This is a genomic window from Ascidiaceihabitans sp. (assembly GCF_039986515.1).
Lineage (GTDB): Bacteria > Pseudomonadota > Alphaproteobacteria > Rhodobacterales > Rhodobacteraceae > Ascidiaceihabitans.
This window is the reverse complement of record NZ_JBDWQO010000009.1, coordinates 200,519-214,970: the sequence shown is the minus strand read 5'-3', so window position 1 is coordinate 214,970 and position 14,452 is coordinate 200,519. Positions and strand designations below refer to the sequence as shown.

Annotated in this window: 16 protein-coding genes; 9 read left to right on the top strand and 7 right to left on the bottom strand. The window is 55.9% G+C overall.

What is annotated here, in order from left to right; genetic code table 11:
* Positions 1–10: 10 nt before the first annotated feature.
* Genes ABJL60_RS10135 through ABJL60_RS10110 form a run of 6 tightly spaced genes read left to right on the top strand, consistent with a single transcriptional unit; the run spans position 11 to position 5,551 of the window.
* Positions 11–1,534, top strand: coding sequence for an ABC transporter substrate-binding protein (locus tag ABJL60_RS10135; protein ID WP_348376216.1), 1,524 nt, complete (start codon positions 11–13; stop codon positions 1,532–1,534).
* Positions 1,531–2,214, top strand: coding sequence for an ATP-binding cassette domain-containing protein (locus ABJL60_RS10130; protein ID WP_348288759.1), 684 nt, complete (start codon positions 1,531–1,533; stop codon positions 2,212–2,214). The genes ABJL60_RS10135 and ABJL60_RS10130 overlap by 4 nt, the downstream gene beginning before the upstream one ends.
* Positions 2,208–2,933 (top strand): ATP-binding cassette domain-containing protein, encoded by a 726-nt coding sequence (locus ABJL60_RS10125; RefSeq protein ID WP_348376215.1) that lies wholly within the window; start codon positions 2,208–2,210, stop codon positions 2,931–2,933. The genes ABJL60_RS10130 and ABJL60_RS10125 overlap by 7 nt, the downstream gene beginning before the upstream one ends.
* A complete protein-coding gene (locus tag ABJL60_RS10120) occupies positions 2,930–3,868 on the top strand; it encodes an ABC transporter permease (RefSeq protein ID WP_348376214.1) in 939 nt (312 codons plus the stop codon). The genes ABJL60_RS10125 and ABJL60_RS10120 overlap by 4 nt, the downstream gene beginning before the upstream one ends.
* Positions 3,858–4,655, top strand: a complete 798-nt coding sequence (locus ABJL60_RS10115) for an ABC transporter permease (RefSeq protein WP_348376213.1) — start codon at positions 3,858–3,860, stop codon at positions 4,653–4,655. The genes ABJL60_RS10120 and ABJL60_RS10115 overlap by 11 nt, the downstream gene beginning before the upstream one ends.
* Positions 4,652–5,551 (top strand): DMT family transporter, encoded by a 900-nt coding sequence (locus ABJL60_RS10110; protein WP_348376212.1) that lies wholly within the window; start codon positions 4,652–4,654, stop codon positions 5,549–5,551. Before ABJL60_RS10115 ends, ABJL60_RS10110 begins: the two co-directional genes overlap by 4 nt.
* A 97-nt stretch (positions 5,552–5,648) precedes the next feature.
* On the opposite strand, the gene ABJL60_RS10105 is transcribed toward ABJL60_RS10110, so the two are convergent.
* A complete protein-coding gene (locus ABJL60_RS10105) occupies positions 5,649–6,626 on the bottom strand; it encodes a redoxin domain-containing protein (protein WP_348376211.1) in 978 nt (325 codons plus the stop codon).
* Positions 6,627–6,719: 93 nt separating this feature from the next.
* Here ABJL60_RS10105 and ABJL60_RS10100 point away from each other — a divergent pair, with 93 nt between their 5' ends.
* On the top strand, positions 6,720–7,178 hold the full coding sequence (locus ABJL60_RS10100; RefSeq protein WP_348376210.1) for a TetR/AcrR family transcriptional regulator: 459 nt from the start codon (positions 6,720–6,722) through the stop codon (positions 7,176–7,178).
* Between the two features lie 82 nt (positions 7,179–7,260).
* On the opposite strand, the gene ABJL60_RS10095 is transcribed toward ABJL60_RS10100, so the two are convergent.
* From ABJL60_RS10095 to ABJL60_RS10075, 5 genes are all read right to left on the bottom strand, one after another.
* Positions 7,261–8,013: an alpha/beta hydrolase gene (locus ABJL60_RS10095; protein WP_348376209.1), complete on the bottom strand. Its 753-nt coding sequence runs from the start codon at positions 8,011–8,013 to the stop codon at positions 7,261–7,263.
* Positions 8,010–9,551, bottom strand: coding sequence for an ABC transporter permease subunit (locus ABJL60_RS10090; RefSeq protein ID WP_348288777.1), 1,542 nt, complete (start codon positions 9,549–9,551; stop codon positions 8,010–8,012). Before ABJL60_RS10090 ends, ABJL60_RS10095 begins: the two co-directional genes overlap by 4 nt.
* A complete protein-coding gene (locus ABJL60_RS10085; RefSeq protein ID WP_348376208.1) occupies positions 9,548–10,606 on the bottom strand; it encodes a glycine betaine/L-proline ABC transporter ATP-binding protein in 1,059 nt (352 codons plus the stop codon). The genes ABJL60_RS10090 and ABJL60_RS10085 overlap by 4 nt, the downstream gene beginning before the upstream one ends.
* Positions 10,607–10,678: 72 nt before the next feature.
* Positions 10,679–11,638 carry a glycine betaine ABC transporter substrate-binding protein gene (locus ABJL60_RS10080; protein WP_108829376.1) on the bottom strand — a complete coding sequence of 320 codons (960 nt, stop codon included), beginning with the start codon at positions 11,636–11,638 and terminating at the stop codon, positions 10,679–10,681.
* Positions 11,639–11,686: 48 nt separating this feature from the next.
* Positions 11,687–12,700 (bottom strand): D-cysteine desulfhydrase, encoded by a 1,014-nt coding sequence (locus ABJL60_RS10075; protein WP_348288962.1) that lies wholly within the window; start codon positions 12,698–12,700, stop codon positions 11,687–11,689.
* A 206-nt stretch (positions 12,701–12,906) separates the two neighbouring features.
* On the opposite strand from ABJL60_RS10075, the gene ABJL60_RS10070 reads away from it, so the two are divergent.
* Positions 12,907–13,797, top strand: coding sequence for a LysR family transcriptional regulator (locus ABJL60_RS10070; RefSeq protein WP_348376207.1), 891 nt, complete (start codon positions 12,907–12,909; stop codon positions 13,795–13,797).
* A 20-nt stretch (positions 13,798–13,817) separates the two neighbouring features.
* Here ABJL60_RS10070 and ABJL60_RS10065 read toward each other — a convergent pair whose 3' ends face one another.
* Entirely contained in the window at positions 13,818–14,114 is a 297-nt protein-coding gene (locus ABJL60_RS10065) for a hypothetical protein (protein WP_348376206.1), read from the bottom strand.
* On the opposite strand from ABJL60_RS10065, the gene ABJL60_RS10060 reads away from it, so the two are divergent.
* Positions 14,115–14,426: a hypothetical protein gene (locus tag ABJL60_RS10060; RefSeq protein WP_348376205.1), complete on the top strand. Its 312-nt coding sequence runs from the start codon at positions 14,115–14,117 to the stop codon at positions 14,424–14,426. It abuts the gene before it with no gap.
* The last annotated feature ends 26 nt before the right edge of the window (positions 14,427–14,452 follow it).

Genomic DNA, 14,452 nt, shown 5'->3' with positions numbered 1-14,452 from the left:
AACGTACCTGATGTCCGTATTTACGCGCGTTGTCGCTGCCGCATTTTTCGCAGCTAGCCCGTTGTTGCCAGCCGCAGCACAAGAAGGTGTGTTGTCCATTTCCACCACGTTCGGCACCACCGATGAAATTCCTGATCCACGCGCAGGATACAACGGATGGACCTCCAATCAGGTCGGCGTCACCGAGACGTTGATGGGCATTGATTATGACATGAACCTGTACCCGCGTGTTGCCGAAAGCATTGCGCAGGTCAGCCCCACAACATGGCGCGTTACGGTGCGCCCCGATGTCCGGTTTCACGATGGAACACCTGTCACTGCAAGCAGCATTGTAGATGCAATTGCTGCGATCTCGGATGACGCGCATGCCGGGTACAATGCGCGTATTGCAAAGCTTCTTGATCTGGCGTCTGTGACTGCTGATGGCGACGCTGTCATAGCGTTTGAAACCAACACGCCGAACGCGGCATTCCCTTGGACTTTGTCCGATCCGGGCATCGCAGTTTTGGGGCCCGTGTCCGATGCATTCCCGATCAATGCGACAGGTCCGTTTGTGTTCAAGGAAGCGGTGCCAAAACAGCTGTACCGCGCCGAAGCGAATATGGATTACAGGCTTGGTACACCATCCCTGGAGGAAGTGCGGATCGTGTACACAGCCGATCCTGCAACGGCCGCTTTGGCGTTTGAGGCCGGTGAAGTGGATATGGTGATCAACTATCCCGAAGCTGATTTTACACGCATTCAAGAAACAGGCGCGCTTGGATTTTCGGCGCCAACGGGTCGTCTGTATTTCTACACGGTGAACGCCCAAAGCGGTCCAATGGCGAACCCGTTGATCCGTCGTGCCGTGTCTTTGGCGATTGACCGCAACGGTGTTGTTGCAGCGGCATTGTCAGGTGTGGGTGGCGTGCCTGCGGGCACGATCTATCCCGAGGACAAAGGGTGGGCGGCTGACATTCCAGCGGTTTATGACCCGTCTAAAGCCGAAGAATTGTTGATGCAGGCCGGAGCCGTCAAAGACGGTGGGCGTTGGATGCTGGATAGCGCACCGCTGGAAATCGACATTGTGACATACTCCGGCCGCGCGGCACTTGCCCCTACAGCGGAATTGACACAGGCGTTCTTGCAAGCCATTGGTGTGACCGCAAATGTGCGTGTCGGTGAATACGGTGCCAGCAATGACGCCATCGCAGCAGGAGACGCGGATATGTTCCTTCAAGCATGGGTGACTACGCCCCAAGGTGATCCGGGCGCTGTGCTTGAGACGTTGTTGAAGTCGGACGGCGGATCGAACGCCGGGCAATATGCAAACGCTGATCTTGACCAACTGCTGGCAGATGGGCGCACGACATTCGATGCGGCAGAACGCAAAGCCATCTACAACAACGCGCAGCAGATCATTGCGCAGGACGCAGCCATGATCCCCGTGTTCCATGTGGCGCAGGTCAACGTCGCGCGGCAGGGCCTGACCGGCTATGCAGTGCATCCGACCGAAACCTATATTGTCACCCACGAGACTGCGTTGGAAAAATGAAGCGAACTGTGTCCGGCCTAAGCGTGATCCGTGCAGGTCGGACAGTTCTACATCCAACATCCCTGACCATTGCCGCGGGTGAGCGGGTTGGGGTTGTTGGTGCTTCGGGGTCGGGAAAATCAACTTTGGGTCATGCCCTTGTTGATGATCTGCGCCAACAGGGTGTGCGCGTTGCCCATGTTCCCCAAAGCCCCGACGAAGCGCTTGATCCGCTTCGCTCAATGGCGTTTCATTGGCATGAGGCGACGCGGGCCATGGGGCTTCCGCAAGACAAAAACCAGCAACAACGGCTGTTCAAAGCCCTCAAAATTGACCATGGCGATCTAGGAAAACGCCCCTGGAGCTGGAGCCGCGGCATGCAGCAACGGTTTGTCATTGCGATGGCCATGATAGGGGCGCCGGATCTGCTGGTTATGGATGAACCCACGTCAGCGCTGGATCCCATCGTTGCAGTGCGCACTATGGTTTTGCTGGACGAACACTTGCGCGGATCAGGCACCGCTATGCTTTTGATTACGCATGATCTGGGCCTTGCAGCGCAATATGTGACGCGCCTTCTGGTGATGGACGGTGGCCGCCTTGTCGAAGACAGCCCAACCCGCGCACTGCTGGAGCAGCCGCAATCAAAAACAGCGAAATCGCTTTGCGCACACCGAAGCTGGCTTTCGCTGCCATGCTGAGGGTCGAAAATATTTGTATAAAACGGGGCAGGGTCCAGACACTTACGGATGTGTCTTTGTCGCTTGATGCAGGACGCACGCTGGCTGTTGTGGGCGAAAGTGGGGCGGGCAAGTCGACGTTGATTGCCGCTATTTTGGGCTTGGTCAAACTGGCGCAGGGAGAAATTACCTGGGCAAATGCGGCTGTGCCTGACTGCCGTCCTGCCTTGGTGATGCAAGAACCCCGCGCCTCGTTCAATCCCGCGTTGCCGCTTTTGAGGTCTGTGTCCGAGCCGATGGCCGCGCAAGGGGCTTTGATGTCACAAGAGCGACTGGCGCGTTTGTGCGATGGTTTGGAATTGCCGCTTGACGTGCTGCTGCGTCGGCCCGCCGAAGTCTCTATCGGTCAGGCCCAACGTGTGGGCATCTTGCGCGCACTTATTGCAAAACCGCCGTTGGTCTTGTTTGACGAACCGCTGTCTGCGCTGGACGCGGTCACCCAAAAGCACACGGCAAGATTGATCGCGGATTTACAGCGCGAAGAAGGTTTTGCGTCCCTGATTGTGACACATGATCTGGGCTATGCGGCGGCCTACAGCAACGAAATGGCGATCTTGCGCAATGGCAGGGTTGAGGAAACGACGCCCACCGACATCTTCATACAAGAGCCGCGTTCGGATTACGGTCACGCATTGCGCACGGCCGCCTTCGCTTTGGGAGCGTTGGAGGCGGTGGCATGATACATGCGATTTTTGGACTGGGCTTACGGGCGACGGTTGTTCTGGCCGGGACCGCAATCGCGACATTTGCGTTGCTTTGGCATGCGCCGGGTGATCCTGCACTTGCGATTGCGATGGCCCGGTATGATGTGGTTGTGACGGCTGATGTTATCGACATCGTGCGCGCAGAGGCCGGATTGGATGGCGGGTTCTGGCCCGCGTTCCAAGGATGGATTGGCCCGCTTCTGACAGGGGATTTTGGCAGGTCGTCTGTCACAGGGCGCCCGGTTTGGCCTGATCTGGTCACGGCACTGTCCTATACTTTTCCACTGGCGCTTATGGGTCTTTTGATTGGCATGGGGATTGCGGTACCGCTCGCGGTGGTCGCGGCGCGCCATAAAGGGGGGTGGCCGGACCGGCTTGCTGTTGCCCTTGCGTCCCTTGGGGCCGCTATTCCGGCCTATTGGTTGGGGCTTTTGCTGATCTTGTTGTTTGCGGTCAAGCTGGCGTGGTTGCCTGCTGTGGGTGCGCGCACCACAGCGCATATGGTTCTTCCAGCGCTGACGCTTGGGCTTGGGGCAGCGGCGGCTTTGACGCGGATTATACGCTCGGGCATCCTTGAAGCGCGCTTGCAACCTTTCCTGCCTGCGTTTGAACGGCGAGGCGTCAGTGCAGGCGGAATTGCACGCAACCATGTCGCCCCGCATGCCGCGATCCCTGTTGTGACGGTCTTTGGATTGGAACTGGCGTTTTTACTAGAAGGCGCTGTGATGATCGAAGTGATCTTTTCGCGCCCCGGTTTGGGCAGTTTTCTAGTGCAAGCAATCGGTGCACGGGATTTCCCCAAAGTTCAGGCTGTCGTTATTTTGACAGCTCTGCTGTTTGTCACGATCAACCTTCTTATTGACCTTCTTTACCACACAATTGACCCGCGTATCGGAGACCATGATGCGTAGCGTTCTTGGCCTCGTTTGTGTGTTCATTCTGCTTGCTGTCTTCGGGCCGTTGCTTGCGCCTTATGACCCCACGGAGATTGATATTCCGAACCGGTTGCATGCACCAAGCTTTGATTGGCTGTTGGGAACCGATGCCTTGGGCCGGGATATCCTTTCGCGTCTGTTGCATGGTGCGCGCTGGTCACTGGGGCTGGCATTTGTCATATCGCTGATCGGGCTTTTTATCGGCACAGCACTGGGTTTGGTGGCGGCATTGTTTGGAAAGACGGTGGATTGGGTGGTGATGCGCGTCACGGATTCGTTTTTGGCCTTCCCCGAATTGATCGCTGCTGTGGTGATTGCGGGCGTTCTGGGCGGCGGGGTCAACAGTCTGATTTTTGCGTTAAGCGTCACGGGGTGGATGCGTTATGCACGGGTCGCACGCGGGATCGGGTTGACGCTCCAAACGCGCGGTTATGTTGTGCAGGCGAAACTGGCCGGTCTGTCACCTTTGGCTATTTCGCGGTGGCACTACCTGCCGTCATTGTTGCCATCCCTGACAGTCGTATGGACGGGCATGTTTGCGCGGGCCATCCTTGGCATATCTGCGCTTGGCTTTTTGGGGTTCGGAGTGCAACCGCCCATGCCGGAGTGGGGCACGATGCTGCTGGATGCGCGTATTCACATGCGGTCGACCCCTTTGCAAATGATGTGGCCGGGGCTGGCGGTTGTTGTGTGCGTTTTGGCGATCAACCTGACCGGTGATGCATTGCGCGATTCATTGGCGGACGAAGACGCAGAGCAATGAGCGAAGCCCAAGATCGCCCGATGTACGGCATCGGCTTGCGGGTCCTGTCGGGGCTTTTGTTCGCTGGCATGTTCATCAGCGTCAAAGCCATAAGCGCAGATGTTCCCCTTGGCGAGATCGTGTTTTTCCGGTCCTTCTTTGCACTGATCCCCTTGGTCCTATTCCTTTGGGTTCGAGGCGAGTTTCCCGGCGGGCTGGCCACAAAACGGCCCCGGGATCACGTCTTGCGCGCAAGCTTTGGCGCCATCGCACTGTTCACGTCTTTTGCAGCACTCGCACGTCTGAACATCGCTGAAGCCAGCCTTTTGGCGCAGCTTTCGCCGATACTGACGGCTTTGGCTGCAGCGGTGTTGCTATCAGAGCGGTTGACCACCTGGCGTATCGGCGGGCTGACGCTTGGCTTTGCGGGCGTGGTCGCATTGGTGTGGCCGGAACTGAGCGGGGGGGCGCTGGAGCTGACGCGCCTGATTGGCATTGGCTTGGGCTTGATTTCGGCAGTGTTGGCGGCGTTGGCGATGATCATGGTGCGCAGCCTAAACCGCACCGAAAACCCCGGTGCCATCGCGTTGTATTTTGTGATCGCGTCGATGATTGGGGGGGTGATCTCTATTCCGTGGGGCTGGATCATGCCGGACGTATTTATGTTGGCGTGTCTTGTGCTTGCAGGCCTTTTCGGGGGCTTTGCCCATATCGCGATGACGTTTTCATTTCGCTACGCAGAAGCATCGCGGCTTGCACCGTTCGAATATCTCACCCTGCTTTGGCCATTGCTGGCGGATTTCTTCCTTTTCCGCCTGCCCATTTCGACAACATTTGTCCTTGCGGCCCCTTTGGTCTTGGCGGGGGCCACTGTGGCCGCCGGTGAAGGGCGCAGGTTTCGGAAATTTGCGGGTTAGAAAAGACAGAGGGACGGCTGTCCAGTTTGCCTAACAAGCGACCATACATTTGAAATTCAGTTTGGGCCCGATTGCGAATTTCTGTCGGGTTTAAAGGTTATTCCACGACGTGTTGGTGCCACATGTCTGTGACGATATCCCATCCTTCATCGTTTGGTTCCAAGACAAACAAATAGGTGCCTGTGGCATCCATTCCGACGCTTTCTACGACGGCCTCAACAGACCCGATCATAATGGCCAAAGTTTCGTCTTTCGACACAAAGAGAGGATCAATCGTGTGAGTAACATGCCCTTTGTTTGCTGTCACAAATTCGAACAACTGGCGCGGTCCGGCCAACCCTTGGCTCACGGGCGTGCCTTGCGCGATCCACAATGTGTCGTCGACGTAAAGGTTGGTAAGGGCATCAGCGTCGCCTGCTGCTGCGGCTGCGTTGAAGGTATTGTTGACGGCGCGCGGGCTGTCTTGTGCCGGTGTGTCGGCCAAAGTGCCGCTGGCGCCCAAGGCAAATGTTGCAAGAAAAATTGCAAATTTCATGTTCAGAACCTCTTTAGGATTAGGATTAGGATTAGGATTGGGGCTTAGGGTGTTCGACGCGCCGCGGTTTGCGTCGATCATGCCCTCAAGCATGGCTATGAAGCCGGGCTTGTCGTGCTGAACCATGTTGTCATCGGTGTCGATCATATGGATGCGCATGTCATCGTGGTAGATCTGGTGCAGCGCATTGATGTCGTTGGTGGTGCCTGCTTCATCCACGACAAACAGGCCCGGTTCTGCGAAGGGGCCTTCAACACCCATGCCATTGCGAGGGCCAGAAATATACAAACCAAGCTGCTGCATTTGTGTGATGGTCAGGTCATAGCCAACCGGGAATTGAGGGTTGATCTGCACCATGTGCTTGGACGCGCGATCTTTGCTATCGGCAGAGACCACTGCGACGTCCATTTTTAACGACTTCAGGTCTTGGATAATGTCATTCAACTTTCGCAGATAGCTGGTGCAGATGGGGCAGTGGCGTCCGCGATAGACAATCACCAGTTTCCAGTGATCGGAACTGCTGCGTGCGCCCAAATCCAACGCCCCCCGCCCAGTTTCGGGACCTGTATCGAAGGGAACGCCGCGCCCGGCATTGGTTTTTGCGTGTGCATTGGTGGCTTCTTGACTTATATAATGACCGATACAAAAAGAATGGGGCGGCCCCGCACCTTTAACGAAGGCGATGCGTTGCTTGCGGCGATGAATACCTTTGGGACCAAAGGGTATGACGGGACATCGATGAAGGATCTGACCGCAGCCATGGGGATCAGCGGGCCAAGCTTGTATTCTGCGTTTGGGGACAAGCGAGAACTCTACCTCAAAACCATCGATCGGTATGCAGACGTCGATGGCTGTGCGCCTATCGTTGCGTTTGAAGCAGGGCAGGACATTGCCAAGGCGGTCCATGACTTTTTGGAATCTGTAATCTTGTATTCCACAGCAGAGCATGGCGGCGCGAAGGGATGTTTCCTGGCGTCATGTGTATCCACAAGCGTGGGTGAGGTTGAGGGGGTGGCGGAACGTATGGAAGACGCCACGCCTGCACAAATGCTGTCCGACCTCGATGATCGGGTAAAGATGATTTTGTCTTGATCCGTTGGGCCGTTGTTGCTTGGCTGTCAGCAAACGGGCACTTAGGCCTGTAGCTGTCAGACAACTTGGGTCCTTCAGGCGATTAAGTGCGCGACGGCGGCGCCGGTTCATTTGTTTGCAACAGGAAGTCGGACAAAAGCCCAGAAAACAGTGCAGGTTTTTCAAGGTGCACCGCATGGGCACAGGCCGGAACAACTGCGAGATGGGCATGCGGGATTGTTTGCCATAACAACGCCGTTTGTTCCCAGGCATAAGTGCGGTCGCGGTCACCCCAAATCACCAAAGTTTCGGATTTGATGGCCGCCAGCGTGTCTACGCCAGACCATTCTTGCATCGCATCCAAACCTGCAAGTATGGCTTCAATGCCTGATCTTGCCGCTATGTCTGCGCAGTTTGCATAGCCCTTTGCGTCTTCGCGTTGCAAAAACCAGGTTGCGGCAATCCGGCGGGCGGTTGCATTCGGGCCGTCCTGCTGGGCGCGGATTTTGCTGTGTGCGATGGTCTCGAACCGCCCCGGCAAAACCCCTTGTGCGCCTGTCGCATAAAGCACAAGCTTGCGGACGCGGTGGGGAATTTTGCGGACCACTTCCTGCACAATCATTCCGCCCATGGAGTGCCCAAGCAGATCGAAGCTATCCACGCCCCGCCCGTCAAGTTCCTCTATGACCCAATCGGCAAAACCACTGATGGTGTTGATAGGATCAAGGTCACAGTTTGCGCCGAACCCCGGAAGGTCCAGGGCGATGACGTCGCAGGTGTCTTTAAGGGCCACGACATCGCTTGCCCATTGGGCGCTGCCGCCCATGAAGCCATGCACCATAACAAGGGGTATCACTTGCGTTGTCCCTGAACGATCCGGTCAAGGATCATCGCGCAGAACAGGATCGCAAAGCCTGCCAGAATACCTTGGCCGACGTTGGCGTATTGCAATGCCTCAAGCACATCCTCACCCAGACCTTTCGCACCGATCAGTGATGCCACAACCACCATTGCAAGCGACAGCATTATGGTCTGATTGATACCTGCGCGTATTGAAGGGCTGGCAAGTGGCAGGTCTACCCGTGTCAAAAGATACCATTTGTTCGCCCCAAACGAAATCGCAGCTTCGCGCACGCTTTCGGGGACGCCCCGCAATCCAAGCACGGTCAAACGTACAACAGGGGTGCCGCCAAAAATCATCGTGGTGACCACAGCGGCGGGTTTGCCTGTGCCGAAAAACGCAATCACCGGGATCATGAAGACAAAGGCAGGCATGGTTTGCATGAAGTCCATGATGGGTTGAATGGCTGCATAAAAGCGCGGTCGACGTGCCGCGAACATACCCAAAGGGATGCCGATCAGGATCGAAAGACATGCGGCCGTGCCAAGCAAAGCAAGGGTCGTCATGGCCTTTTCCCAAAAGCCCAACAGCCCCATGTAGGATAGGAACGCCCCTGAATAGATCGCCATGCGCACGCCGGCTGTCAGCCACGTCAGAAGGATAATTAAGGCTGCAATCACGATCCACGGTGTGCTGACAAAGACGATCTCAAGCGCGTCCAGCAACAATCGGATCACAAAGGTGATCCCGTCGAACAAGGCTTCTCCGTTCAGGACGGCCCAGTTGAAAAACGTCTCAACCCAATCAATGCTGGTCAGGCGAATACCCGGATCCGTGGGGAAGCTGCCAAGAAGTTCGAAGCGCCCCGGCAGGCTGTAGTGCAGCATCGCAGCCAACACAATCAGCCCCATGAAAATTGCGCTGAACACGATCTGGGACAGCGGCATTCCCGATCTTATGGTGCGGTCAGACACCCAATCCGAAAAGCGCCCTTCAAGCGCCCAATTGGCGACAGTGGCCTGAACGGCCTTGGTGACAAGAAGAATACACAAACCAATCAGGGCAATTTTTGGCCCTTGCGCGGCCATAGCTGCGGCTTCGTCGCGCATGCCGCCGATGTTGGCCTCTAGCCCCTGAACGGCGCGCTGGAACGCATCGATCCTATCTGAACCGTCTTCGATGGCGGCTGCCAATTGCCTGCGTCGCAGGTCTAATGTCCCTTCAATGGACGCGATGCGCGCCATGGCGTCGGCACCCAGATCTCCGAACAGCCCACGGGCAATCTGAACCAATGCCAAAGCTTCAAGGATTAAAAACGGCAGCGCCCATGACCAAAGCCCGCGCGCTCCGAACCAGACCGGCCCAAACAGGCCCGCCATCAGGTTCAGCGTGGGTGTGAACCGCGATGATCCGCCGATTTTGTTGAAATTCTTGATGTAGTAGTCTGGGTTGGTGCGCACAAAGGTTCGAATATTGGTGCGCCGTTCTTCGGCATAGGCGATGGCAGCGTCGCTGTTGGGGTCGTCCAGCGGGTTCACGGTTGTGTCCATCATGATACCTCTGTCCCTTCGATGACAGTGCGCAATAAATCTGCTCGTGTTATTATGCCGACGTCGCGGCCCCCGTCCTGCACAAGGATCGGGTTGTCGTCGTCAATGGCAAGATTGATGAGATTGCTCAGCGTTTCATGGCCACCGACGTGGCGGGCGTTTGCAGAAACGGGGCCTGACTTGGCGATGTAGGCGTCAATCGGCTGCATGACCGCGTGTGCATGCACGACCTTCAGGCGCGAGATGCCAGCTACAAAATCCGCAACGTAATCATCGGCGGGGTTCATCACGATGTCTTCGGCGGTTCCGGTTTGCACCACTTTTCCATCCCGCATGATGGCGATGCGGTCGCCGATGCGAACGGCTTCGTCCAGATCGTGGGTGATAAAAATCGTGGTTTTCTTCAAGATTTTGGACAGGCGGATGAATTCATCCTGCAACTGTCTGCGGATCAAGGGATCCAGCGCCGAGAAGGGTTCATCCATCAAAAGCACGTCGGGGTTTGCGGCCAAGGCCCGCGCCAATCCGACACGCTGTTGCATCCCACCGGACAATTCATGCGCGAACTTTGAGCCCCACGCGCCAAGTTCCACAATATCAAGGATTGCGGCGGCTTGGCGCAGGCGTTCGTTCTTGGAGATTTGCCGGATTTCAAGCGGCATGGCGACGTTGTCCAGAACAGACCGGTGCGGCATCAAGGCAAAGTTCTGAAACACCATGCCGATCTTGCGATTGCGAAAGGCCTGTAGTTCCTTTGCGCCCAAGGCCATCACATCTGTGCCTTCGATTTCGATCTTGCCAGCAGTTGGTTCAAGAAGGCGATTGAAGTGACGCACCAAAGTGGATTTGCCGCTGCCGGACAATCCCATTATGCAGAAAATTTCGCCACGATTGACAGACAAGCTGACGTCCGCAACACCGACTACGGCGTTGAATTCAGACAGCACTTCGGCTTTGGTTAGCCCCCGGTCGCGGATGGCTTGTAGCGCGACGTCTGGCCTGCCACCAAAAATCTTCCAGACGTTCGAGATTTTAATGACACAGTCGTTGGTTTCCATGGTTGCCCCACCCACCATTAAGAAGGCCGGCGCAGAGTGTCCGCGCCGGCTTTGATCAAGTTGCGTTGAGGATCAAAGACCCAGCATCGCATCAACACGGTCGGAATTTGCAGCAACCCATTCGGCGGCCACATCTGCCGGTTCACGGCCATTGGCGCTGATTTCAAACGCAAGGCTGCTGACATCGTCGGCGGTCAAATTGAAGTTCGCAAAGAACTCTGCAATCGCGGGGGACCGCTCGGGCAATGAATTTGACCATGCAATTTGCACTTGTTTCAGATCATCCTTGGTCGCAACCATCGAGTTTTTGTACCAGTCTGCATCGTCCGAAGGCTGAACCATCTTGTATTTGGCGGGGTCATATGTTGGTTCTGTCAGCATCACGACATCAAACATGTACCAAACGGCGTGTGGCTCATAGCAATAGAATGCATAGCCTTCACCCTTGGCGATGCTGTCTTTGATGCGGGCTGTCTTTACCGCTTCTTCTGCGCGAATGGGTTCGATGAAATCGAGCAATCCGTAGTCGCGCACTTTCACTTCGTTGACATTGGCAGAGGCCCAGCCGGGGGCACCGATCCACATCTCGCCCAAGCCATTGCCATCGCTGTCCATCAACGCGGCCACGTCGGGGCGGCCAAGATCAGCGATATCTGTGATGCTGTTGGCGGCGGCAAAGTCTTTTGAGACGCAAAACCCCTGATTGCCCTGATACGGATTGCCGGACAACGACACGGTGCCGGCACCGTCAACATATTGTTTGGTAAAACTTTCCTGATTTGGCAGCCAAACGTCGGGGTGGACATCAATATCCCCTTCGCCTTGGTCCATGGCCTGAAAAATCGTCGCGTTGTTGCCGGGCACATAATCGACCGTACCGCCGATGCGGGTGGTCACGACTTCGCCCAGAACATAGGCAATGGCTTGCGCCCCTGTCCATGTGGGAACGCCGATATTCACCTCTTCGGCAAAGGCGGGAACAGCTATCACGCTTGCGAAGGCCGCGGTCATTAGTTTCTTTTTGAGTGTCATGTTTTGTCTCCTTGTTGGGTCGGCTTTTTATTATTGCAGTTTATTTTTTTAGGCAGAGTAGCCGGGCAAGCCGAAGGTGTCGGGATAGCCAAACAATGCAGCGCTGCCGCCAGTGTGCAGGAACACCACGTTGTTCATACCATCGAAATGCCCCTTCCGGGTCAAATCTATCAATCCGTCCAGCCCTTTGCCGGAATAGACCGGATCAAACAAAAGCCCTTCGGTCTGGGCCAACAGTTTCAATGCGGCGATCATCCCGTCGGTGGGCAAACCGTATCCGGGACCGACATAGTCGCAGTTGGCGCGCACTGAACTGCGTGGAATATCGGTCTGGATGCCCAGATGTGCCGCTGTGCGCTGGGCCAAATCATGCACCATGCCTTCTTGTTTGTCTTGTGGCGCACGTACGCCAATGCCCAGAAGGTGGATATCGCTTTCGATTGCGGCCAGTCCGGTCACAAGCCCCGCCTGCGTGCCTGAACTGCCTGTGGCATGCACCAGCGCGTCAATGTCCAACCCCACGGCACCGGCCTGATCAACCAATTCGCGGGCGCAATTGACGTACCCCAAAGCGCCGGTGGTGTTCGACCCGCCGCCGGGGATAATGTAGGGCGTCTTGCCTTGTTGGTGCAACGTATCGGCCAGCGTTTCCATTTCGGCATTCATGTCTGTGCCACCGCTGCGTTTGGACACGCTTGCACCATGCAAGCGATCCAGCAACACGTTGCCGTTCATGATGTAGCTGCCGTCATTTGATCCTGTGCGATCTTCCAGCAGGATGTGGCATGCCATGCCCAGCTTCGCGGCCGCAGCCGCTGTTTGTCGGGCGTGGTTTGATTGCGTTGCACCTTGGGTGATGATTGTGTCTGCACCCTGTTTTTGGGCGTCCGCCATCAGAAATTCCAGCTTTCTGGTTTTGTTGCCTCCGGACGACAGGCCGGTGCAGTCGTCGCGTTTCACCCAAAGGCGCGGGCCGCCCAATTCTTCGCTTAGGCGGTCCATAGGTTCAAGCGGTGTTGGGAAGTGCCCCAATGCAACGCGCGGAAATTTCGCCAAGCGCACAGCAAGGTCCTTGCAGCGGCTGGCCATAAGATCAGCCGACCCCATTGCGTTTTGCCCCGTTGCATCTGGCCCAATCATATCATCAGTTGCAGTCACGATATCCCCCATGTGTCGCTCAGGCAAAGCATCGCCTATGGCCACGCAGAAAAACAATGCTATTTTCTATGACTGCTCATATAATTTGTTTGAGCAGAAGGGTGTGCACAATGCAATTTCAATGGCTGGATGACGTTCTTGCGTTACTGGAAGAAGGAAACCTGTCGCGTGCAGCAGCACGTCGCAATATCACGCAACCTGCGTTTTCGCGGCGCATACGCGGGTTCGAAGACTGGTTGGGCGTGACGGTTTTGGAACGGCAGGCCAACCGAGTGGACATCAGCGCAGCACTGCTGTCCAACGAAGATGAAATCCGCGCCCTGATGACGCGGCTTCGTGAGCTGCGCACAAAAATTGCGCATTTTGACAGCTCTCAGATGACCGTTGCTTTGGCTGCCCAGCACGCGCCGATTTGTGCGACATTTCCGGACATGGCACTGCGGGCAAAGCAGCATTTTCCGGGCCTGCAATTCAGGTTGCGTGCGGGCAATCTGAACGATTGTGTTTCGATGTTTTTGCGTGGCGATACCAGCATGCTGCTATGCTATGAGGCCGAAACAGTTGGCGCGTTGCAATTTGGCCCCGATGTCCAAAGGGGCGTTTGGGGCAGCGACTATCTGGTGCCGGTTGTGGGGGGCGCTTTGCGTTACGTGGTGACGGACATGGGGGACATCCCTGCGGACACACCCGCGATTGTTTACCCCGAAGACAGCTATTTTGGTGAGGTGTTGCGCAACATTCCGACGTCGTTGGGTAAGGCGGGGTCCGGCGCCAACAGTTTCATCGTGTCGGCGTTTTCCAGCGGAACGCGTGAACTTGTATTAAAAGGCCTCGGAGTGGGGTGGATTCCCTTCAGCATGGCCTACCGCGAAATTGAAAGTGGAGACCTCATTTCGTTGGCCACGCGCTACGGGCAAGAAGCGCTGCAGGTGGTGGTTTACGCAAACCAGAATGAAGAAATTGCGCAATCCTTGATGAAGATTTGGGCTAAGGAAAAGTGACAAAGAACCCAATGGCCGCGTCAAAGCGCATGGTCTTCATCGGTCAAACGCGGATGATGGGCTGGGGCTGCGCCGATGCTTTCCAACATTTCGTAAAGCGTTTGCATCCAGTCGCGTTTTACCCGCGTTGCCAGTCTTGATGGTGGACGGTGCAGGGGCGTCAGAATTGCGTATTCGTAACGTACAGATGCGTCAAAAGGGCGAAAAATGATTTGGCCTTTGGCAATGTCCAATTCGCGTTCCGTCACAAGGGTCAAAGGATCCAATATTGTGCAGCAATGCCCCAAAGCGATGAAGGGAATAAGGCGCAGTAGCAATTGGCGCTGATGATTTGTGTTGCATATTATGGTTTGTTTCCAAAAGGTTCGTCAAAGTTGGAAAAGCCGAAGTCGATGCTTTGGGTGCTCGCAAGTTCACGAATTTGCGACGTGCTACGTGACGCAATAGTGGTGCTGAACTGCGGGTCAGTGGCCACATTTTCACTTATGAATTTTGGAAATATATTTGCGGATATTCCGGGCATGTCGGCCAAATTCAAACTGCCAGTTTCGGTGGATCTAAGGCCCTTCATGGTGGCTGAAACCGTGGACACCCGGTTTAAAATCTCGGTAGCTTCCACCCTCAAATAACGGGCTTCAGGTACTGGAACCAACTG

Bases quoted from the DNA above. Each gene is read 5' to 3' on its own strand.
- ABJL60_RS10080 (WP_108829376.1), bottom strand. From the start codon at position 11,638: ATGACACTCAAAAAGAAACTAATGACCGCGGCCTTCGCAAGCGTGATA.
- ABJL60_RS10130 (WP_348288759.1), top strand. From the start codon at position 1,531: ATGAAGCGAACTGTGTCCGGCCTAAGCGTGATCCGTGCAGGTCGGACA.
- ABJL60_RS10125 (WP_348376215.1), top strand. From the start codon at position 2,208: ATGCTGAGGGTCGAAAATATTTGTATAAAACGGGGCAGGGTCCAGACA.
- ABJL60_RS10115 (WP_348376213.1), top strand. From the start codon at position 3,858: ATGATGCGTAGCGTTCTTGGCCTCGTTTGTGTGTTCATTCTGCTTGCT.
- ABJL60_RS10090 (WP_348288777.1), bottom strand. From the start codon at position 9,551: ATGATGGACACAACCGTGAACCCGCTGGACGACCCCAACAGCGACGCT.
- ABJL60_RS10100 (WP_348376210.1), top strand. From the start codon at position 6,720: ATGACCGATACAAAAAGAATGGGGCGGCCCCGCACCTTTAACGAAGGC.
- ABJL60_RS10135 (WP_348376216.1), top strand. From the start codon at position 11: ATGTCCGTATTTACGCGCGTTGTCGCTGCCGCATTTTTCGCAGCTAGC.
- ABJL60_RS10070 (WP_348376207.1), top strand. From the start codon at position 12,907: ATGCAATTTCAATGGCTGGATGACGTTCTTGCGTTACTGGAAGAAGGA.
- ABJL60_RS10110 (WP_348376212.1), top strand. From the start codon at position 4,652: ATGAGCGAAGCCCAAGATCGCCCGATGTACGGCATCGGCTTGCGGGTC.
- ABJL60_RS10085 (WP_348376208.1), bottom strand. From the start codon at position 10,606: ATGGAAACCAACGACTGTGTCATTAAAATCTCGAACGTCTGGAAGATT.
- ABJL60_RS10120 (WP_348376214.1), top strand. From the start codon at position 2,930: ATGATACATGCGATTTTTGGACTGGGCTTACGGGCGACGGTTGTTCTG.